This is a genomic window from Rhodospirillales bacterium, from assembly GCA_023898805.1.
GTDB lineage: Bacteria > Pseudomonadota > Alphaproteobacteria > Micavibrionales > UBA1664 > UBA6145.
On the sequence record CP060260.1, the window covers coordinates 1,091,840 to 1,112,025 of the forward strand.

General features: G+C 61.9%; 19 protein-coding genes. 3 read left to right on the forward strand and 16 right to left on the reverse strand.

Annotation, left to right across the window (positions count from 1 at the left end; genetic code table 11):
• Positions 1-8: 8 nt before the first annotated feature.
• The 12 genes from tadA (H6866_05405) to H6866_05460 all read right to left on the reverse strand — a co-directional run bounded on the left by tadA (H6866_05405) (position 9) and on the right by H6866_05460 (position 13,378).
• A complete protein-coding gene (gene tadA / locus H6866_05405; GenBank protein USO06888.1) occupies positions 9-1,565 on the reverse strand; it encodes a Flp pilus assembly complex ATPase component TadA in 1,557 nt (518 codons plus the stop codon).
• Positions 1,566-1,589: 24 nt separating this feature from the next.
• Positions 1,590-2,456 carry a hypothetical protein gene (locus tag H6866_05410; protein ID USO06889.1) on the reverse strand — a complete coding sequence of 289 codons (867 nt, stop codon included), beginning with the start codon at positions 2,454-2,456 and terminating at the stop codon, positions 1,590-1,592.
• Between the two features lie 8 nt (positions 2,457-2,464).
• Complete coding sequence (pilO2, locus tag H6866_05415) at positions 2,465-4,033, reverse strand: type 4b pilus protein PilO2 (GenBank protein ID USO06890.1); 1,569 nt, start codon at positions 4,031-4,033, stop codon at positions 2,465-2,467.
• 19 nt (positions 4,034-4,052) lie between these two features.
• A complete protein-coding gene (locus H6866_05420) occupies positions 4,053-5,666 on the reverse strand; it encodes a hypothetical protein (protein USO06891.1) in 1,614 nt (537 codons plus the stop codon).
• 291 nt (positions 5,667-5,957) lie between these two features.
• On the reverse strand, positions 5,958-7,268 hold the full coding sequence (locus H6866_05425; protein USO06892.1) for a TcpQ domain-containing protein: 1,311 nt from the start codon (positions 7,266-7,268) through the stop codon (positions 5,958-5,960).
• A gap of 169 nt (positions 7,269-7,437) precedes the next feature.
• Positions 7,438-7,680 carry a type IV secretion protein IcmT gene (locus tag H6866_05430; GenBank protein ID USO08599.1) on the reverse strand — a complete coding sequence of 81 codons (243 nt, stop codon included), beginning with the start codon at positions 7,678-7,680 and terminating at the stop codon, positions 7,438-7,440.
• 254 nt (positions 7,681-7,934) lie between these two features.
• Entirely contained in the window at positions 7,935-9,095 is a 1,161-nt protein-coding gene (gene tadA / locus H6866_05435) for a Flp pilus assembly complex ATPase component TadA (GenBank protein USO06893.1), read from the reverse strand.
• Positions 9,074-9,943 carry a type IV secretory system conjugative DNA transfer family protein gene (locus tag H6866_05440; GenBank protein USO06894.1) on the reverse strand — a complete coding sequence of 290 codons (870 nt, stop codon included), beginning with the start codon at positions 9,941-9,943 and terminating at the stop codon, positions 9,074-9,076. The genes tadA (H6866_05435) and H6866_05440 overlap by 22 nt, the downstream gene beginning before the upstream one ends.
• Before the next feature lie 6 nt (positions 9,944-9,949).
• Positions 9,950-10,513, reverse strand: a complete 564-nt coding sequence (locus H6866_05445; GenBank protein USO06895.1) for a DotD/TraH family lipoprotein — start codon at positions 10,511-10,513, stop codon at positions 9,950-9,952.
• A gap of 106 nt (positions 10,514-10,619) precedes the next feature.
• Positions 10,620-11,147, reverse strand: coding sequence for a lytic transglycosylase domain-containing protein (locus H6866_05450; GenBank protein ID USO06896.1), 528 nt, complete (start codon positions 11,145-11,147; stop codon positions 10,620-10,622).
• Complete coding sequence (locus H6866_05455) at positions 11,144-12,145, reverse strand: hypothetical protein (GenBank protein USO06897.1); 1,002 nt, start codon at positions 12,143-12,145, stop codon at positions 11,144-11,146. Before H6866_05455 ends, H6866_05450 begins: the two co-directional genes overlap by 4 nt.
• 153 nt (positions 12,146-12,298) lie before the next feature.
• Positions 12,299-13,378 carry a thioredoxin fold domain-containing protein gene (locus H6866_05460; protein ID USO06898.1) on the reverse strand — a complete coding sequence of 360 codons (1,080 nt, stop codon included), beginning with the start codon at positions 13,376-13,378 and terminating at the stop codon, positions 12,299-12,301.
• A gap of 229 nt (positions 13,379-13,607) precedes the next feature.
• On the opposite strand from H6866_05460, the gene H6866_05465 reads away from it, so the two are divergent.
• On the forward strand, positions 13,608-14,303 hold the full coding sequence (locus H6866_05465) for a Bax inhibitor-1/YccA family protein (GenBank protein ID USO08600.1): 696 nt from the start codon (positions 13,608-13,610) through the stop codon (positions 14,301-14,303).
• Between the two features lie 45 nt (positions 14,304-14,348).
• Here the strand turns inward: H6866_05465 and H6866_05470 are convergent, their stop codons facing one another.
• Both H6866_05470 and H6866_05475 read right to left on the reverse strand, forming a co-directional pair.
• The gene (locus H6866_05470; GenBank protein ID USO06899.1) at positions 14,349-15,410 is read right to left on the reverse strand and encodes a GGDEF domain-containing protein; all 1,062 of its coding nucleotides are present in this window, start codon (positions 15,408-15,410) and stop codon (positions 14,349-14,351) included.
• A gap of 130 nt (positions 15,411-15,540) precedes the next feature.
• Positions 15,541-16,161: a TIGR00730 family Rossman fold protein gene (locus H6866_05475; GenBank protein ID USO06900.1), complete on the reverse strand. Its 621-nt coding sequence runs from the start codon at positions 16,159-16,161 to the stop codon at positions 15,541-15,543.
• A gap of 62 nt (positions 16,162-16,223) precedes the next feature.
• Here H6866_05475 and H6866_05480 point away from each other — a divergent pair, with 62 nt between their 5' ends.
• Both H6866_05480 and pssA read left to right on the forward strand, forming a co-directional pair.
• On the forward strand, positions 16,224-16,973 hold the full coding sequence (locus tag H6866_05480; protein ID USO06901.1) for a phosphatidylserine decarboxylase family protein: 750 nt from the start codon (positions 16,224-16,226) through the stop codon (positions 16,971-16,973).
• The gene (gene pssA, locus H6866_05485) at positions 16,970-17,812 is read left to right on the forward strand and encodes a CDP-diacylglycerol--serine O-phosphatidyltransferase (protein ID USO06902.1); all 843 of its coding nucleotides are present in this window, start codon (positions 16,970-16,972) and stop codon (positions 17,810-17,812) included. The genes H6866_05480 and pssA overlap by 4 nt, the downstream gene beginning before the upstream one ends.
• Before the next feature lie 143 nt (positions 17,813-17,955).
• Here the strand turns inward: pssA and H6866_05490 are convergent, their stop codons facing one another.
• Both H6866_05490 and H6866_05495 read right to left on the reverse strand, forming a co-directional pair.
• Positions 17,956-18,606 (reverse strand): hypothetical protein, encoded by a 651-nt coding sequence (locus H6866_05490; GenBank protein USO06903.1) that lies wholly within the window; start codon positions 18,604-18,606, stop codon positions 17,956-17,958.
• Positions 18,607-18,657: 51 nt separating this feature from the next.
• Entirely contained in the window at positions 18,658-20,169 is a 1,512-nt protein-coding gene (locus H6866_05495) for a YifB family Mg chelatase-like AAA ATPase (protein USO06904.1), read from the reverse strand.
• Positions 20,170-20,186: the final 17 nt, after the last annotated feature.

Sequence of the window (20,186 nt, forward strand, 5' to 3'; positions counted from 1 at the left end):
CCCTCGCCTCAGCCACGCCGTTTGGGCAGGATGATGGGGCCGACCACGCGTTCGGCATCGCCGGGATCGACCTCGCCCGCGCGGAGCCGGTCGACCATGTGCTCCATCATGTTGCGTCCGTTGAGCTGCGTAAGCCAGTACTGCTCGGCTTCCTGCTTCTGGTCCTTTTTGACGAGTTCCATGAAGGTGTGATCCGGAATAATGACCTCGGCAACCACGGTTCGGCTGGCATATCCTGTGCCGTTGCATGCACTGCAGCCTTGCGGGTTGCGCTTGCGCAGACGTTCAACCTGCACTTCCGCGGTTTCAAGGCGCGAAATCAGGTTGTAATTCAGTTCTCGTTCCTCGATCGGCATGCAGCAGCTTTTGCACAGCTTGCGCACCAGGCGTTGCGAGACCATGCCCGTCATCAATGTCGGGTCGCACAGTTTGTAATCCTCGACATGCAGGTCGCGCAGACGGAACGGAATGGTGATCGCGTCGTTTGAGTGCAGCGACGTCCATACCTGGTGGCCGGTCATCGCCGCCTCGAAAGCCAGCTGGGCCGAAGCCTCGTCGCGTACCTCGCCGATCATCATCCGGTCCGGGTTGGAACGCATCGCCGCGGCGATCGCCTTGGTGAACTGCGCCGCCCGCTCTTCCTGCGTGCTGGCGTTGGTCACCGGCATCTGTACCGCACCTTGAATCGGGTATTCCGGCGGATCTTCCACCGTATAAAACGCGATGTTGTAATTATATTCCTTCAAGATCGCGATGATGTTGCGTTGCAGGGTCGTCGATTTGCCATGACCCGTGGGCCCCGCCACGACGTTGATACCGTAGGGTTTCGAGCGCAGGAACTCGAAATCCTCAAGCTGCTCGGGCGTAAAGCCCAGCGCGGTCACGTCGCCTGCGGTTTTGTCGTCCGTGTTGTACAGGATACGCATGATCATCGCGCGCCCGTCGTACACGGTGGGGTTGAACTGCAGACGCAGCGAGATCACGCCGTCCGGCAATTGCAGGTCTTTGCGGTTTGACACCCGCGCGCCCTGGTATTCATAGGGCTGGTAGTTGACGTCGGCGGCGTCCGCCATGGTGAACGCTGCTGCGCAGAAGGAATGCCCGTATTCCGGCGGCCATTCCGCGATATATTCCATTGCCCCCGCGACCCGCGCCCGGACAAGGCAAGATTGTTCGTACACCACGACGTGGATATCCGACACCCGGCGCTTGGCCATGTCCGCGACGAGGTCGAGCACCTCGCGCCGCATCCGCACTTCGTCGTGTTTGTTGCGGAAATCGAACGTACTGACCGCGCGTTCGTAACAGATCTGCACGCGGTTGAGTTCGACCGCCTCGATCTGCGGTTCCGGATAGCCCGCGATTTTGGCTTCCATCAAAAGCGACAAAATATGCGGGCTGGATTGGTGCGATTTGGAAACGACCAGCTTGCCGTCCGCGTAAAACGCGGCGATCTGGCGCAGCTGCTGTCCGCGGTCGAGCGGGCCGTCCTCCGCTGTCAGCGGAATGTTCGGATCCCACGCATCGTCGGTCTTTTTCTTGCGGGATAGAAGCTCGAAGGCCATATGCGAAACGATCCTTTCTTCCCGTCAGTTCTTGTTTAAATCGGCCCAGGCCAAACTCTTTACGCCGCCAGCGTCGCGGGTTGTGACGCCGCCGGATGTAATGCGCACGACCACGGTCTTCCCATCCGACAGGCGCATGCCGTCATGAACGCGTACTTCGTCGCCTTCGGGGCTGATCAACGTAGCCTGCATGTTGCTGCTGACGCCCGAGATACCGCCGATTGTCCATGCTTTGGGCTTTTCTGGTTCTTTCTTCGCGTCCTGTGTTGCGCCGTCATTCGCGGTTGTACCCAGATTCGTTCCCGGCGCGGCGGTGGGTTTTTGCGCGGCGGATGGCATGGCATCGGTGCCCAATGCGCTGGCGGGCAGGGCGGGCATCCCATTCATGCCGGCCATCTGGGCCGCAAGGGCGGCAGGCAGGGCGGGCATCCCGTTTTGTTGTCCGCTGGCGATACCGGCCAATGCCGGATTATAGCCAAGGGTGACATCCTCTGCCGCTTGGTTTTTCAGGGCGCTTTCATTCAGCCGTTCAAGAAGCTGCGCGCGCTGGACGCACAGCGTGAAACGATCGATATCTGCCTGAACCTTGGCCAGATCGTCGGGCGTCTGGTTCAGCGCGGCTTCGGGTGCGGGGCAGGGGTCGGCATTATTGCCGCTTGCGCCGTTGACACCGTTGCGCGCGGCCTGTGGTTGCGCGGGCATGGCATCGGTTTTTTTATCCGAGTCCATGACGGGAACGGCGGCAGGGTTGAGCGAGGGTTCGAGCGTGGCGTTGCCCGGTGCCTGCAACTGGGCGTCCGGCGGCGGCGCGGCATCCTGTGCATGGACGGAACCCGACAGGACAAGGATGCCCGCAAGGAACGAAACGCTGGTTAGGATGGTCTGGCGCATGGCGGCTCCTAATGCTGTTGCAGGGCAAGGGCTTTGTTGTTGGCTTCGATCAGGCGGCGGTCGGGCTTCAGGATCAGCTTGCCCTGATATGTCCATTCCCCGTCCTTGCCGCTGCCGATTTCATTGATGATGATGCCGGGCAGGTCGAAATAGCGGTTCATCATGTTGGGCGGCGTTTTGGTTTTAAGGACGATGCCCAGATAGGGCAGGTCGTTCGGCGTCAGGGGGCGTATGTCGACCGGTGCCTGTCCTATACCCATGGATAGGCCTGCCTGCTGTTGCATGGCGTCGACCTGGGCCAGAAGTTCCTGCCCGGCGGCGGGCGTCACTTCTTCGATTTGCAAGTCGCCGATGCCGGAAAACCGCTGACTCAAAAGCATGATGGCGTGGTTGCGTTCAAAAAGTTCCTGCGCGGGCGCGGTGGTCTTCTGGCCGATATTGCGCCGCGTTGCGATCAGCGTGTCGCTGTCTTGGAATCCACGCACGACCCCTTGCGGAAACTGCGAAAGATAAGGCTCGATCAGGCTCAGTGAGCCGGTTGTCCGCCGCCATGTTCCTTCGACGAAGCTTTCTTTGCAGCGTATGGTCTCCTGCTGCCACCCGGGCAGCGATACGGTGATCGCGGAAAACCCGCTTAGGCACCCCGCGATAAGTCCGCTTGGCAGCGGCAGGGCCATGCTGGTGATGCTTTGTCTCGCCTGCTCCTTAAGGATGACGGGCTCTTTGGGCGGTGCCTGGATATTCTCGGATACTTCGATATTCGGCGCCGGTACCTGCGCCTGCATCGGAATCAGCGAAGGCAGGATTTGCTGTCCCATGAAGCTGAGGACGACCAGAAGGATGATGGCGACCAGCGCGCCAAGCGCCATGTTTCGGTTGCGGCGCCCGGAAAAGATCGCATCCAGTGTTACGGGTTTAAGCCCGGGGGCCTGTGCCTCGCCCATAATCCTGTTCAGGGGGATCCCGCCCGTGCAATCGGGTATATTCCAGCTTTCAGGGGCATAGGACCGCGGCCAGCGGTATTTCTCGTTCTGGGCGATGAAATGGTTGTAGGCGGCTTCCTCGGACTGGAACAGGATGTCCCCTTCCGGCGCGATGTTGTCGCTGTGCACGGCAACATACCACCAGCCATTGTCGGCGACGAAAACCCCGTGCCATTCGCCGACCAGCGCGTCCGCTGCGGCACCGGCCAGTGCAGGCAGGCCAAGCCGATGCCCCTTGGACAGATACCCGAAACCGTGCTGGGAAACGATGCCTTGCCGCAGGACGTAGAAATCAGCGCGGAACTCCTTGGCCCGCTGCATGGCCAGGTCCGTGTCGCCTTCCTCTTCGGCGATCAGCCAGTTCAGGCCGACGGCATAACGCTTGTTGTCGAATACAAGGACACCGTCACCCGCCACCTTAATGTTTCGGCTTGGTGCGGCCAGGGTCTTGCCGCCATCATCCGCACCTTCGTCGGCGCCGTGCTGGCCTTCGATTTCGGCAAGCAAATCCGCGCCGAGGATCGATTCCATCGGTTCGTCGAGATCTATGTCCAGGAAATCCTTGTCCTGGTTTTGCTCGTCGTCGCGGGCCATGGTCGGTCTGCTGCCCGGATCAGTTGCCGATCACTGTGATCGGATCTTCGGGCAGAATTTCTGAAGTGATTAAAAGCACGGTCACTTCGCGCGTGCGCGATGTGCTGCGCTTGCCACCCAAGAAGGGCAGGAACGGTGTGCCATCATCGGTATTGGAATCAAGGTTCTTTTCGAACCCGGCCAGCACCAGCGTCTCACCCGACGTCATCACGGCGTTCTGCATGAACCCGGTGGTGTTGACTTCTGGCAGCTGGATCGAAACGCCGGAAGCGCTGGATCCGTATGTGGCGAAGGGCTGCGGCGCGTCGGTCAGGGCAACGGACAGCCGCATCAGGATGCGGTTGTTTTCGACGATGCGCGGCAGGATGGTCATCATCAAACCGGTATTGACCGTACCAGGCTCAAGACTGACCGAGCCGCTGCCCGTTGTGTCTCCGGTGGTTGATGACGTGCGTTCAAGATACGAGATCTGACGCCCGACCTGAAGCGGCGCCGGTTGATCCGAAAGCGTGACGATCGCGCCCGAATGCACCACCGACACGCGACCGATGTTGCGGTCGGCCTTGAACGCGGAAACGATCCGGTCCGACTGGATCATGTCCCCGTCGCTGCCGTCGCCGGGTGTGTAGCTTTCAATGCCGATGGGCTTTTTCAGGACGCCGATGGCGATGCCCGATGTTGCGCCGCCGACGGTGCGCAGGGACGCCTGGTCGAATGCGCGTTTCAGGATGCCGGTGACGTCGGCAGAAAGATCCATGTCGTTGTTGGCGGTGATCGACAGCACCTTGACCGCGACCGCGACGCGGCGCAAACGCATGGCGTTCTGCTGGTTCAGGTAGGATTCGACCTGCCGTACCGCGTCGGGTGAACCCGTAACGGTGATCGTCCCGGTCGACGGCGAAAATGCGGCCTTGCCGGAATCACCGATGATGGTGGAAACCGCATCCTTGATTTCGTCCCAGACCTTGATCGAGACTTTCGAGGAAATGTCCTCTTTCGGCAGAGCGCCGGAATCCCCTTGCCCCGCGCCACCGGAAACCGAGCCGTTGACCGACATTTCGCTGGCCAGCGCGTGCAGCATGAAGGTCCGGGTGACGGTTTGTGCGAAGGTGATGGTGGAGCCGTCAAAGGTCCAGTCCGCATCGAAATTGTCGGCCGCTTGGTTGAGCAGGTCCGAAAGGCGACCCTGCCACACGATGCGCCCGCCCGCGACTTGTTCGCCGCCGGTTGGCAGGAATGTCAGGCTGGCGGCGCTGCTGGCGGCTGAATCGCCGGCGGCGCTGCTGCTTTCGTTGCGTGCCATGGATTGCGCGCGCAACCCGGTCACGGACTGCACCATGCGCGCCAGTTCCGCCATGGTGACCGGACGGGCGAAGGTCATGACGATGGAGTTCGACTGCTCGAATTTCGGAGGCAGGGGCGAGCCGTTGGCAATCGGTACCGCGCTGGATCCGTAATAGGGCCGACTGTCGATTTCCAGCGTCTGTGCCGGCGGTTGTTTGGGGCTGATCGCCTCCAATGCACGGTCGGCAGTGGCCTGATTGGTTTCAATTGCGTCGTTCGCCTTTTTATAATCGGCGCAGGACGTGAGCACGAAAGCCGCCGCCAGCGCAAGACCAAGAAGAGGTTTCAAAGACAAACGGAATGAAAAGCGTGGGAACATCATCGGCAGGCGCCACCAAACGGGTCGTAATGGGTTCGACCGGGCCCTGACGGGGGTCGCGCCCGGATTGGAATTATGACGACTCAAAGTTTAAGCCATGCCCGCGTTCGCGCAAAGCGGAATTAAGCACGCAAAAAACAGGAAAAAGACGGCATCCGAATGGCCTACATGCTGTTTTGGCGGGTTTCGATCACCAGTACCGCGGGGCCACCCGCCGTAAGGCCGCGCGAAGCGCGGACCGGCCCGAATAATTCGAATGGCCTACATGCTGTTTTGGCGGGTTTCGATCACCAGTACCGCGGGGCCATTCGGTAAATTGGGGTGCAGCCTGCCCAGCGGGCGCGGTTTTGATTCCGACAGACCCTTGAGCAGCGTCTGCACCGCATCCTCGAAGGTCCCGTCGATCGAAACCGGGGATTGGATGGGGTAATCGTATTCTGCGGCCCAGTACAGCTCGACCCCCGCCTGTTTGGACCAGTCCTCAAGGATGCTGCGCAGGGATGAATTGCGCGCGGCCGTCCAGGTCGCTGTGGCGTTCAGGTCGGTGGTGCCAGGGGCCGAAGCGGGATTGTAATATCCGGCGGCGCCCGACATGTCGTCGATGATCGGCTGCGGTTGAGCTGCGGCGGGGCTGGTGACGGAGGCCTGCATCAAAAGCGGCGATGGCGCCATCGCCGTGGTCGTGGTGCTTTGCATTGTCGCGGTCGTGACCATTGGTCCGTCATTGTATGCGGTCATCTGCATGCCGCCAGCGCGGGTAATGGTTACGACATTGCCGTTGATGCTGGCCTGAAGGTTCAGCGGGGCCAGAGTGCTCTGAAGCACGACATCCCACGGTTGACCGCCCTGCCAGGAAACCTTGCCGGAAATGTCGATGCCCTGATCGAAGACGAACCCATAATGTGCCGGCACGATTTGCCGGATTGCCATGACCAGCGGTAGGTCTTGCCCGAAGCCGTCGGCGACCGGGTATTGGCTGGCATAGGAAGCTGCGGTAGGCGCGGCCATCATCGACGTTCCGGCGGATTGCGGCGCCAGCATGACCGGTGTGCCGGCGGGCGCAGCGGAGGCACCCAGCGTGGGGCCCAGAACCTGCGGGCCGATCGGCGCGGGACCGGGGCCTGAATAAAAGACCGATACATTTTCCGCCGGCATGGCGCTGGCGGGTGGCCGCGGCATGTCCGTAGTGCGCCCGCTATACGAAGGGTTCCAGGTGATGGGATCGTTGGTCATGCCATTGCCGTAAATCGGCGCGGCACTGGCGGGCCCGTCCGGCGTGGTTGCGACCGGGGCACCTGTGGCGATACCGTCAAGCGAGTTCGGCAGGCTTTCCGATGTTACAGGCGCAACCGGCGCGGCGGCGGCGCGTGGCGCGGCTTCAAACGGCCGTGCCTGAGAGCCCGGGTTGATGGTGCCGCTGGCTGGTACGGGGGCGTTTGCGGCCATGTTTGCAGGCGCGGTCCATTGGAATCCAGCCCGGGCCGGTGCGGCAAAGGCGAAAACGCCAACCATCGCAGTTCCAGCCACCACGGCCGCAGCCGTGCCATATTTGCGCAAGAGAGGAAACGCCATCGAAAAATCCCTTATATGCCGTAAAACTTCAAAAGCCGCGAATTGCCCGCCGCCCATTTTGCGCCAAGTCTAGAACCCTGTCCTGTAAAATACAAGCGCGGCAAGCGCCGCGAAATGGATTGACCACAAAGTTGGTGACGCGACCCAGAAGAGGGGGCGTATCGCGCCCTCAGCCGTAATCGATCATCCGCCGCCGCCGGTGCCACAAAAGCCCGGGCCGGTTGGGACCGAGGATCCACGTGCGTAGCGAGCGCATCGCCGCGTCGAAGGTCAGCCCCTTGCGCTCCAGAATCCAGAACAGGATGCACATGATGGCGAACAGCGCCAAAGTCCAGATCCGCATATGCATCAAAAAGACCATGAAAAACAGGGCGACGCGCGCATCCAGCCCGAAAAACCGCACGGGTTTCATGCTGTTGCGCCAATGCCAGTCGCCTGATGTTTCAATATCGGTCACGGAATAAACCTAGCATGAAATGCATCAAGGACAAACATAAGGGCCGCGACTGCGGCCCCGCGAAGCGTAAGCGGAGCGAAGCCAAGGCGTGCGAGAGCGCGCCGCCCGGCGTTTGAGGGACAAACATAAGGGCCGCGACTGCGGCCCCGCGAAGCGTAAGCGGAGCGAAGCCAAGCCAAGCCAAGCCAAGCGGCGTCTGAGCGCACGGATTACGTCGCGCCAGTGGCCTGCGTCAGCGTCAGATACCAGCGGCGCTCGATCACGCCCGCCTCGAACAGCTTGGCGGCGGAAGCGTTGATGGTCTGGCCGTAATTGGGGATCATGCGCTGGATTTCGACCGTCCATTGGTTGAAATCCATATCCAGCAGCTTTTCGCGCACCACGTCGTTGAACACCATCCATTCGCGCACGCCCACGCGCCCGCCGCTGATTTTCGGCACCAGTGCCTGCGTGACCACCATGCGCAACGTTTCCATCAACGCATAGGCGCGTTCCGCGCGTTCGTCGGATTCGAAGGTGGAAATCATCCGCCGTATTGTCGCGGCCACGCCCGTGGTGTGCGTGGTCGTGTAAACCGCGTGGCCGGTTTGCCCGGCCTCGATCGCGGCAGAGATGGTTTCGCGGTCGCGCGCCTCGCCCACCAGAATGATGTTGGGTTTGCGGCGCAGCGCGTTGCGCACCCCGGCGGCGAAATTGGGCAGGTGGCGCGGGATTTCCGTCTGCGCGACGACCGAGTGCGGCGAATGCACGGTGTCGTATGTGAATTCGATCGGTGCTTCATAAGTCAGCATCTTGCCGCAGCCGTGCTTGCGCTCCAGCAGCATTCGGCACCCGGCGGCCAGCAATGTGGTTTTCCCCGAACCCGTAGGGCCGGTGACGACCACCATGCCCTGGCGCGGCGACCAGTTGGCGATGACGTCTTCCTCGATGTTCAGTTGCGCCATCGTCGGCGGCTCGCTGGGCAGGGCGCGCATGGTGATCTGTGCGGCGTCGCGGCCTTTTGAAAGAATGGCGGTGATGTTTACGCGGAAACGGTGGCGGGTATAGCGGTCGGGGCGGATTTCATACGATACGTCCAGATCGTCCCCCCCGGCCAGCCGTGCCTGCGCTTCGGGGCCGTAGATCTTGGTCAGCACGATCGCCATGTCGGCGGCGTCCATCGGCCGGAACGTGCCCGGGTACAGCTTGCCCGAAATTTCGTTATAGACGGGCCGGTCGGTCTGCCACGTCACATCGCTCGAACCCTGCTGTACGCACCACAAAAGGAACGGGTCGACATGTTCGTCGGTAAAACGCGTGGGTTCGCCGGGCCATGTCTGGCCTGCGCCGCCTTGCCCTTTGAGCAGGCTTATCGGCTTGCGGGTTGCCATTCGTATGGTCTGGGCTGGAGTTCGGATGGACCGGTAATCTGCAACGCGCGGTCGCCCACGCGCATTTCGGCGCCGCCGCCGGTGACGCCGCGGTCGGTCTGTAATGTAAAGGGTGGCGAAACGATACCCTGCGCCAGCAGCATCCGGTAACGGATCATGCCCCGGAAATCGGCGTTCAGGCGGTCAAGATCGGCCTGAAACACCTCGTCCGCTTGTTTGATGCCTTCGTCCCAACCTTTGCGCAGGTTGGTGAACCACACGGTGCGTTCAGCCGGGGTGGTGGGGTACAGGACGGAAGGCGGCGGCGTGACGTCGCCCCATTCGCGCTCCAGATAGGCGCGCCAGTTGCGCGCCACGGCCACGATCTGGGCGTTGACGTTGATGTTGTAGATTTTGTCGGCCACGGCGGCGCTTTGCCCGCCGCCTTCGATGACCATCGCGTCCTCGGCTTCGGAAATGATCGGCGGCTCAATCAAAAGGCCGGACGGCGCCGTGATCAAAAGACGTTTGAAGTCGTAAATCTTGTCCAGATAGGACGCTCGGTCGTCCAGCGTCGCGCGGATCTGATAGGTCCGCCACGCCAGCCCGCCGCGCGCGCCGTACGACGTCGCGGCGTCGGCCAGCCCTTCGTTGCGGATTTCCGGATTGGTGTCGGCCTTGACCGCGGCACCCGCATTGGCGGGAATGATCTGCAATTCCTCAAGGCTTGGCGGTGCCTTGCCGATGCTTTGGTCCAGAATGTCCACAATGCCCGGTTGGGGGATCGCCTCGGCCCGCGCGGCAACCGGAGCGCCTGCTGCAAGCAGGGCGATCAGGCAAAAGGCGGTGCGGACGACTATTGGATTCATGGCGGCTTACCGCGACGGACGTTTGCGGTGAAGGGTGACCTCGGACGTGCTGCTGCTGTTCGGCATCACGCGGTTGACGGTCGGGGTATAAAGGATGTCGACCGTATGCCGGCTGGCGTCCAGCTTCAGATCGGCGCGCGTACCCATTTGCAGCCCGATGTCGCGGAACACCTCGATCAGCGGCTCGTTATACGCGTTCAGGTTGACGATGATCGGCGTCGGCGGAAGATCGCCCACGGTGCTGAAACTGTATCCCGCGCGTGCGGCCATGTCGCGGGTCACGTCCTCGACCGGGCCGCTCCACTGGAAGGTGACGGCGCGTTGCAGTTCCACCGGCGCGTTCGGGACCATCGCGGCGGCGGCCGCGACGCCGGGCGTGCGCGTCTGTTCGACGGCGGCGAGTGATTCCAGCGCGCGCGTCGCACGGTCGGCGGCGTCTGCGATCATCAGCGAGGTGGAGTCAGGCTCCGCCACCAGCTGCGGCTTGGTGTTTCTGAAATTGATGCCCGCCGCGCCGGAACAGGCGGCCAACGGCAAAGCAAGCCCAATGGTAAGGACAAGCACGCCCATTCGGGCGATTTTATAAAAAGTCGAACTGGTCACAGGTACACGCATCCTCATCTTGCCGAACTGTAAAGGCCGCGCCCGCGGCCCACAACAGATTAAAACTCTGTTTTTATCCTTTATCCTCAGACTCCTGACTGCTACGCCCCATCCGGAACCGGATGGCGGGCTTTCTGGCCGCGTTGGCTGCGGATTCGGCGGCCTTGCGCGCCGCTGTCTGGTCGGCGGCGTTGGGCCGGGCCAGCAGCCCCTTGCGCCGCATCACCTCGACCACCTTTTGCTTGTACTGAAAACCCTTGGACGGCGTACGCGAATGGTAATTGGCGACCGCGCGCGCAAGCGACCCCGTCTCGTTCAGGTGCTGTCGCAATATCCACGCCGATACGTTGACATTGGTGCATCCGTCGTCGCGCACCCACTTCATCGCGATTTTTTCGCTTACGCCCCAGTTGCGCGCCAGCTGCGGCAGCCAGATCGTGTTGATCTGCATTGGCCCCAGATCGTACGTGCCATTGGTGTTGGCCACCTGCTGGCCGATGCGGCCGCCCTCGACGTGCAGAATGCCGACCAGCACCTGCGGCGGCACCGCATAGGTCTGGGCCGCGATCATCAGGCACGCCGCGAACAGATGGTTGATCATGCCGCCTCACCTGTGTCGGACGAGGTTTCCTTCTTGACGAAAAACGACATCGGATTGCCGGGGATGCCGCCGGTTTGTTTTTCATCGGCCTGTTTCCCGCTCGCCTGTGCGGGTGCGGATTTCGTACCCGGCGCTTTTGCCGGTGCTTTGGCGGTTGGTGCTTTTGCGTTCTGCGGTTGCGGCGCGCGCGCGCCGCCTGTGGAATCGTTGGGGCTCAGGAATCCGATCACGGCGCGCAGCACGTCCATCCCGTCTTCGAAACGCTGCCAGATCCGCTCACGCAGTTCTTCGGGATCGGGACTGGCCTGTGCCTGTCCGTTCGCCATCGCGTGCTGCATCCGGTCCATTTCGACCTCGCACGCCCGCGCCAAAAGTTTTGATCCGCCGGCCAGAAACGCAAGTTCGCGTTCGGCATACAGCGTCGAATCCCCGGCCGGGTCGTGCTGTCCGCTGGAAAAGGCATCGGCCAGATGCACCGCGCGTTCGCATAAAGCCTCGCCCAGCTTGCGAATGACCAGACTATCCTCCTGACCAAAGGGGAAACGCATCACGGCCTGAATAAAGGGTGTCAGCGCCTCGACCCGGCGCGCGACCATATCGGTGGTGCTGCCGGTTTCATCGGGCAGCGGTGGAAAGGAATCGGCCAGCGCAAGGCACCCGTCGAAGGCCTGCGCCAGACGGCGGTTGAAGGCATCGTCGGGCATCGCGCCGGAAAGGACGTAGTGTTGTGCGATCGCGGCGCCGGCCAGCGTGGATACGCGTAAACGCGCGGCCTCGGCCTCTTCCTGCGTGCCCGGGGCAAGCCGGGCGGATAATTGCGTGCCGGTGGAAATCGCGGCGGATAAAAGCGCGGCGAATCGCTTGGCCGCTTCCTCCGGACTGGGGTCTGCGGCCGGTCCTTGCCATGCCAACAACTCATCGACCGCCCCGATCAGGGGGACGCCCAAAGATTCGAAGACGCGCAACAAGGCCTGCGCTTGTTTCGATTCACGACTCATGAGCAATTATGGCCCGCCAGTTACAAAGGGACAAACGGCTTTCTAAGCCTTTGACACTGCCCCATTTTATTATTTTATCCACATATAAGGTTATGAAATCCTGAATGTCGAGTCTTTTTGCGCCAGCTTCGGCGTGGTTACGAAAAAACAAATTTAGGGGTTGGCCGATCCGGTGGTCAGGTCGCGTACCGCCGCGGCGATATCCAACGGCCGTCCGCGGATCAGGCGCACCGGACCATTCGCCCCGCCTGCGCGATAAAGGATCATCGGCGTTGCCAGCAGGTTCCACTGTCCCAGCAAAAGCGTATTCGCCTTGATCGCCTCGATATTGATGTCGGGCGGTGCCAGAAGACGGCTTTCGTCGCCCTTGGCGTAATCGAGCATGCGTTGCGGCCCGTCCGCCGCGGCCAGTGCGAAAGCGGCCAGTGCGCTGGCTTTGGACGAATATCCCATGGGGATCATGTGCACCGCGACCGTGCCTTTGGTGACATAGGGCTCGACCTCGCGCAAAAACTGCTGGCAATGCGGACAAGTGGGGTCGAGGAAGGCGTAAAACATCGGTGCACCGCTTTTGCCCCATGTCATGCCGTTGGCGTGCGCCGCGTCGTTCAAAAGCCTGATGCCCGGTGTCGCGCGTTCGACGGTGTTGGCGACGTCGCTCAGCTTGCTGCCTGTTGGCGTAGCGCTTTCGGCGGGTTTGACCGGCGTATCGTTCTGCTTCGTGTCGGGCGCGGGTGCTGGCGCTGCCTGTGCCACGGGTGCGGGTACAGGCGCAGCTTGCGGTGCCGCGGACGGAGTCGTGGCAGGTTGTTCGCCGCTGTCCCCGGCCCGTCCGGCGGCCATCGCATTCAGGCTCATCTGCTGCGATTGCCCCAGTTGCTTGAGTTGTTCGCCCGTCAGCATGTTGCCCTGCGCGTCGAACAGGATGCCCATGACGATCGCTTGGTTGTTGGGCGTGGCATAATAGAATTCCGGCTGACCGCCGCGCATCATAACCCAGCTGTCCAGCGTGTCGTATTTGCCCAGATAATAAACCTGCGCGCCGCGCGCTATTTGTTGTTTAAGCGGTTCCGGGATGACCTGCGTGCCCTGACCGGGGTCGAAATGCGGCAGACCTGCGGTTAGGGCGTCTGTCTGCGGCTGCTCCAGCGTCTGGGCCTGAACGCTGTTCCGGGCGGCACCGGAGAAAAGCACGCCCGCGAAAAAAATAAACAAAGTCAGACGGCGAAACATGAATGGCGATCCTTGTATCAGGTTGCATGACGGGTTGCGATCGGACCGATAGTTTACAGCAACGCCGCGATAGCGCCAGCCCGAAGCGCGCGCACTTTCCGGCGGCACACGGCGTCCGTTTTCGATTGAATTCCGGTCAGGTGACCCTAATATCAATCTGGTACAGTATCAGGCTCAATAAAGGGCCCTGTATAAGGAGACGTCCATGATTGATGATTCACGCGCGCCGATGACCGCGGCACAGACCGCTGCCTCGTATGACGAGGGTCTGCGCACGTATTTCCGCAAGATATACAACACGATGACGGCGGGCTTGTTGCTGACTGGGTTGGTCGCGATGGTTTGCGCCAGCGTACCGGCCATCGCGGTGCTGTTCACCAAGCCGCTTTTCGCGATCCTGTTCGCCTTTCTGCCGCTGATTCTGGGTATGACCCTGTTCAACGGCGGCGCGTTGATGAATAAACCGGCCTCGTCCCTGAAGGCGCGGTTTTATATTTTTTCTGCCGCCTTTGGCCTGTGCCTGACGCCGTTAGTATTGATATACGCCGGCGCCGATCTGGCCCGCGCCTTTTTCGTCACCGCCGCGACCTTCGCGGGCACGTCGCTGTGGTCTTACGTCACGAAATCCGACCTTTCAAAATTCGGCAGCTTTTTGTTCATGGGCGTGCTCGGCCTGATGATCGCGATCGTGGTCAATATGTTCCTGCGTTCGCCGATGATGGATTACATCATCTCGATGGCGGGCGTGCTGATCTATACCGGCCTGGTCGCGTGGGACACGCAAAATCTCAAGGAATCCTACGCCGCCTCCAGTGGGACCGAGGCGAACGACAAGCTTGCGATCATGGGCGCGCTCAGCCTGTACATGAACTTCATCATGCTCTTTCAGTTCATCCTGCGCCTGATGGGATCGAACCGTAACTGATCGAAGCCGTAAAACGAGAAACCCCGCCAAACCGGCGGGGTTTCTTTATTCTGCCACGCTGACGCGCTTTTGCCGTGCGCTGGGCGCGGCGACGACTTGATTGCGTCCGCCGCCCTTGGCCTTGTAAAGGGCGGCGTCCGCGCGCTCGATCAGTTCCGACGTCTTTTCGTTGACGCCCAAAAGCGCGGCGCCCACCGACATGGTAATGCGCCCAAGCCGCGCACCGGTCGCACGGTTGAGGATTTCCTTGGCAGCCACTGCTTCGCGCAGGGCGTTCGCGACCTTGATCGCATCTTCAAGTTGCGTTTCCGGCAGCACGACCGCGAATTCCTCGCCGCCGTAACGTGCGGGCAGGTCGCGGCCCTTGACCCCGTCCTTCAGTGTGCGCGCGACCAGTTTCAGCACTTGGTCGCCGACCTGATGGCCGTAATTGTCGTTGAAGGATTTGAAGTAATCGATGTCGACCATAAGAAGGCTTAGGGGTTTCTGGTCGACATGCGCAAGGCTGACAAGGCGGTAGAATTCAGCATCGAACAGCTTGCGGTTGGCGATGCCGGTCAACGCATCGGTCATCGCTTCCTTGCGCACCGTCTCCATTTCCTCGCGCAATTGCTGCATGACCGATGCCGATTGCGTCAGTCGTGTTTCCAGTGCGCGGTTTTCCTCGACCATTTTTTTCGCCTGCGCCATCATCGATTCGGCGATCGTCTTCATTTCTTCCGGGCTTTTCGCCTGCGCAAGATTGCCGGCGACGCCGGCCATCTGGTCGGAATAGGTTTCTGTCTTGGCATGAACGGCCGATGCCGCCGACGACACGTTGGTGATCGTTTCGGCGACCAGCCCTTCGGCCTTGCTCAAGGCTTCTTCCGAGCGCAGGTTGATGTTCAGGTACTTGTTGTGCAGCTCGATGCACCGTTCCTCGGTCAACTCGTGGCCGCCCTTGATCATGATGTCGATCGCGCGGGTGATCTCGGCGTCCTCGCCGCTCTCATACACGTACCAAAGCTCGAACAGCACGGGAATCGGCGGTAATTCCAGCGAATCCAGCCGTTCCATCACTTTATCGGCGAATTCCCGCGCCTTGGTGGGAGAGTGGTTGTAGCTCAAGACCGACCTCTGAAAAAGACACTCTGAAAAGGCGGTGCGATTCGCGCCGCATGCTTCAGTGTTACAGGTGAATTATTACCCGCTGGTTAAAAGTCGAAAAGCGGAAATCTTTGTTTATATTATGAAAAAATCAAATCCATTTCGACGACGGATCGAAAGTCTGCACCGGCGCGACGGTCAGAGCCGTGATAACGTCAGCGATGCTGCCGACTTCTGAAATCAGGTGGCGGTCGTCCTCACGCATGAAACGCTCGCCGATGACGTTATCGATCATTTTTATGAAAGGCGTCCAGTAATCGTTGACGTTGGCGATGACGATCGGCTTGTCGTGGATGCCCAACTGCTTCCAGGTCATCACCTCGCACAATTCGTCCAGCGTGCCGATCCCGCCCGGCAGCACGACGAAGGCATCGGATTTATCGACCATCATCTGCTTGCGCGTATGCATGGAATCGACGACATGCAGCTCGGTCAGGTCGACATGGCTGACCTCGCGCTTGGAAATGTGTTCGGGAATGATACCGATGACCTTGCCCCCGGCCTGAAGCACGGAATCGGCCAGAATGCCCATCAACCCCACGCGCCCGCCGCCATAGACCAGGGTCATGCCGGCTTGTGCCAGCAACTGTCCGAAATCATGCGCGGTTTTCTTGTGGTGCTCGGCGCAATGCCCAGAAGACCCCAGATATACGCATACAGAGGAGATTTTTGGAAAAGGCCGCGCGGCGGCCGTGTTTTGTGCTTCGCTCATGACCGCGCAGTTTTAAAAGGGAATGCCTTTCCCTTCAAGAGCCTGTTTGCTACATAGTCGGAATGACCCAGACCAACGACCACTGGTCCGACCTGCTCGCGACCATCCGCAAGACCGTCATTTTCCCCGTCAACCCGGCCGGCTGGCCGTTCGTCGCGGCTTTCGCCGTCGGTGCCGCGGTGCTTGGCTTTATCGCCACGCCGCTGGGCTGGATCGGACTCGTCCTTACCCTGTGGTGTCTGTATTTCTTCCGCGACCCGGTGCGCGCGACACCCGCGCGCGAGGGTCTGGTGGTCTCGCCCGGTTGCGGGCGCGTGGTGGCTGTCACGCCGGATGTGCAATTGCCGCCGGAACTCGACCGCGCCATGGACACGGGGTTCAATTTCACCCGTATTTCCGTGTTCCTTTCGGTCTTCGACGTCCACGTCAACCGCGTGCCTGTAACGGGCGAGGTAACGCAGACCGCCTACCGTCCGGGAAAATTCCTCAACGCCGCGCTCGACAAGGCCTCGACCGACAACGAGATGTCGGCGACTCTGCTCAAGGTCAAGAACGGCACCAAGGATGTCGATGTCGCCTTTGTCCAGATCGCGGGCTGGGTCGCGCGCCGCATCGTCAACGAACTCGCTCCCGGCCGTCAGGTCCGCACCGGCGAACGCATGGGCCTGATCCGCTTCGGCTCGCGCATCGACGTCTACGTGCCGGATGGCTGCGTGCCGATGGTGTCTGTGGGCCAAAGCGTGATCGAGGGCGAAACCGTGCTGGCCGATTTTAAATCGAAGGAAAAACCGCGCGAGGCGGTGCTGCAATGACCGGCGAACCGGACCCGCGGGCCGAGGAAACCCTCGACGCCTATTTTATCGAGGATCCGTCCGAAGAAAAAACACCCGAAGGCACGCGCCTGCGCCGCTTTCTGCCCAATTTCTTGACGCTCTGCGGCCTTTCGGCAGGCTTGCTGGCCATTCAAAAGGCGGTCAACAACCAATGGGATGATGCGGTACTGCTGATCACTTTCGCCGCCATCGTCGACACGATGGACGGCGCGCTCGCCCGGCTTTTACAGGCGACCTCGAAATTCGGCGCCGAGCTTGATTCACTTGCCGATTTTTTAAGCTTCGGCGTTGCGCCTGCCTTCGTCATGTATCTCTGGACGCTTGACAATGCGGGGCCGGTCGGTTGGGTCGCGGTGTTGGTGTTCGCGCTGTGCTCGGCCCTGCGCCTTGCGCGTTTCAACACGCTTTCCGAAATCGACCCGCGGCCGCAATGGGCGCGCAAATTCTTCATGGGTGTGCCCGCCCCTTGCGGCGCGGGCCTCGCGCTGATGCCGTTGATCGCCAGCCTTCAGTTTCCGGATTTTTCAGGCTACCCGCTGCTGACGCCGTTGATCGGGATCTGGATGATTCTGATCGGCCTGCTGATGGTGTCCAAACTCCCCACCCTTTCCAGCAAGCAGGTCAAGCTTCCGGCGTCCTCGGCGGTGCCGATGCTTGCGGCGGCGGGGCTGTTTCTGGCCGCGTTGGTGCATATGCCCTGGGCCACGCTGCTGGTCGCGGGCACCACATACGCGGCCTCGATTTTGATCGGGTTGAAAATGTATTTCCGCCTTAAACGCATGAACGCGCCGTCTGCGCCGGTTGCGGACGCGGCATAAAAGAAAACCCCGGCTCTTCCGGGGTTTTTTATGGATGCTGGATCGCTGCCACATCACTGAATGGTGTGCAGTCCAGAGCGGCGACAGCCGCTCCTCGAACTTATGCAAGCGGAACCCGCGCGGCGTTTGAACGCCAAACGACACTAGATGGCGTAAGCAATCCAGTGATACCGGCGCTGGGCCAGCATGGTGCGCGCCATATCGGCGTGCCCGTCCTGCCAGTCGCGGCCGTTCGCGGCAAAGCGCTGCGTCAGGACGCCGCGCACATATTGCGCGCGTTGCAGCAGGGCGCGCATCCCTGCGGCCTGCGCGCTGCGTGCGCGCAGCATCAGCAGCGGCTCGGCCACCGGTGTGCGAGCGCGTGCGATGCGCGCTCGTGGCTGTGCGCCCGCGAATAAAAGCGCGCTCGCCATGCGCAGCCTGCGCTTGGGCGTAAAGGCGGCACCGGCGCCCATCCTGAAGGCGGGCGCAAGGCTGCGGCGGAAAAACCGTGTCGCGCCGCCGCCACGGCGAATGCCATGGCCGTTGCCGCGCGCGGCAACTTGCGTGGTGGGTGCGGCGACACCCGCGCGCATGTCCAGAATCGGTTCGGCGTAACTGCGCGGGCGGGCGCGGCGGAACGGCCGGGCGGCGCGCGTCGGCGCATGGCGCACAACGGGCGCCGGCGTGGCGGCCATGACGGCGATGCCCGCGGCAATGACACCATGCGCGGCGCGCAGCATGTCACCGGCATCGCTGATGGGCGTGTCCGGATCGATCGGGCGGTTCATAAGCAGGGCACTGGCATCTGTCATGCCTGTACTATAGGGCGATTCATGACCCCAACCAACAAAAACCGGATTCTCTTAGGTATTCAGGTATTTGTGCGCGCGATATGACAAGGCTTCGGCCAGATGCACGCGCCCGATCAAGGCCGCCGCGCCGTCCAGATCGGCGATCGTGCGCGCGACCCGCAACAGGCGGTGATACCCGCGCGCCGACAGGTTCAGATTCGCGGCCGCCTGATCGACCAGCGCTTTCGCGTCCGGCGCCAGCGCGCAGGCGTCTTCAAGCTGCGCCACCGGCAGCGTCGCGTTGGTCACGCCCTCGCCGTGGCGCGCGGCCTGCGCCGTCCGCGCGGCGGCGACGCGCGCGGCGACAATCGCCGAAGCCTCGCCTGTTTTAGGCGCGTTGAGATCGGCAAGCGACACCGCCGGCACCTCGATATGCATGTCGATCCGGTCCAGCAGCGGGCCCGAAAGTCGGCCCTGATATTCCGCCGCGCATTTGGGCGCGCGGGTGCATTCCTGCGCGGGATCGCCCAGATACCCGCACCGGCATGGATTCATCGCCGCAACCAGTTGAAAGCGCGCGGGCCATACCGCGTGGCTGTTGACCCGGGCGATGACGGCTTGCCCGGTTTCCAGCGGTTGGCGCAGCGCCTCCAGACTCGCGCGCGCGAATTCCGGCAATTCGTCGAGAAACAGGACGCCGCGATGGGCCAGTGAGATTTCGCCCGGCTTCGCCCGCGCGCCGCCGCCGACCAACGCGGGCAGGCTGGCCGAATGGTGCGGATCGCGATAGGGCCGCGCGCGCACCATGCCCCCTTCGGGCAACAGGCCCGCGAGGGAGTGGATCATCGAAACCTCCAACGCCTCCTTGGGGCTGAGCGGCGGCAATATGCCGGGCAGCCGTTGCGCCAGCATGGATTTCCCCGATCCCGGCGGTCCTGCCATCAATATGTTGTGGCCGCCCGCCGCCGCGATTTCCAGCGCGCGCTTGGCCGATTCCTGCCCGCGTATGTCGGAAAGACACAGACCCGGCCCCGGTGCCTCGCCGCCCAGCGCCGCGACCGGCGCGCGCAGGACCTGCGTCCCCTTGAAATGGTTGATCAACTGCAGCAGATCGTCGGGCGCCAGCACGTCCAGCCCGCCCGCCCAGGCCGCTTCCGCCCCGCACGCGCCGGGACAGATCAGGTTAAGATTGCTGGCGCTGGCATGGATGGCGGCGGGCAGGACGCCGCCCACCGCGCGGATGCGGGAATCGAGGCCGAGTTCGCCAAGCACGCACGCGCCGGCCAGCTCCTCCTTGGGCAGGATTCCCATCGCGCATAAAAGGCCCAGCGCGATCGGCAGGTCGTAATGCGACCCTTCCTTGGTAACGTCGGCGGGGGCCAGATTGACGGTGATCCGCTTGGGCGGCAGGCTCAACCCCATCGCGTGCAGCGCCCCGCGCACGCGTTCGCGGCTTTCGCCCACGGCCTTGTCCGGCAAACCGACAATGGTGAACGCGGGCAGGCCGGACGTGATCTGGACCTGCACCTCGATCGGCAATACGTCGATCCCGGAAAACGCGACGGTCTGGACGTTGGCTACCATGATGGCCCCATGATCAG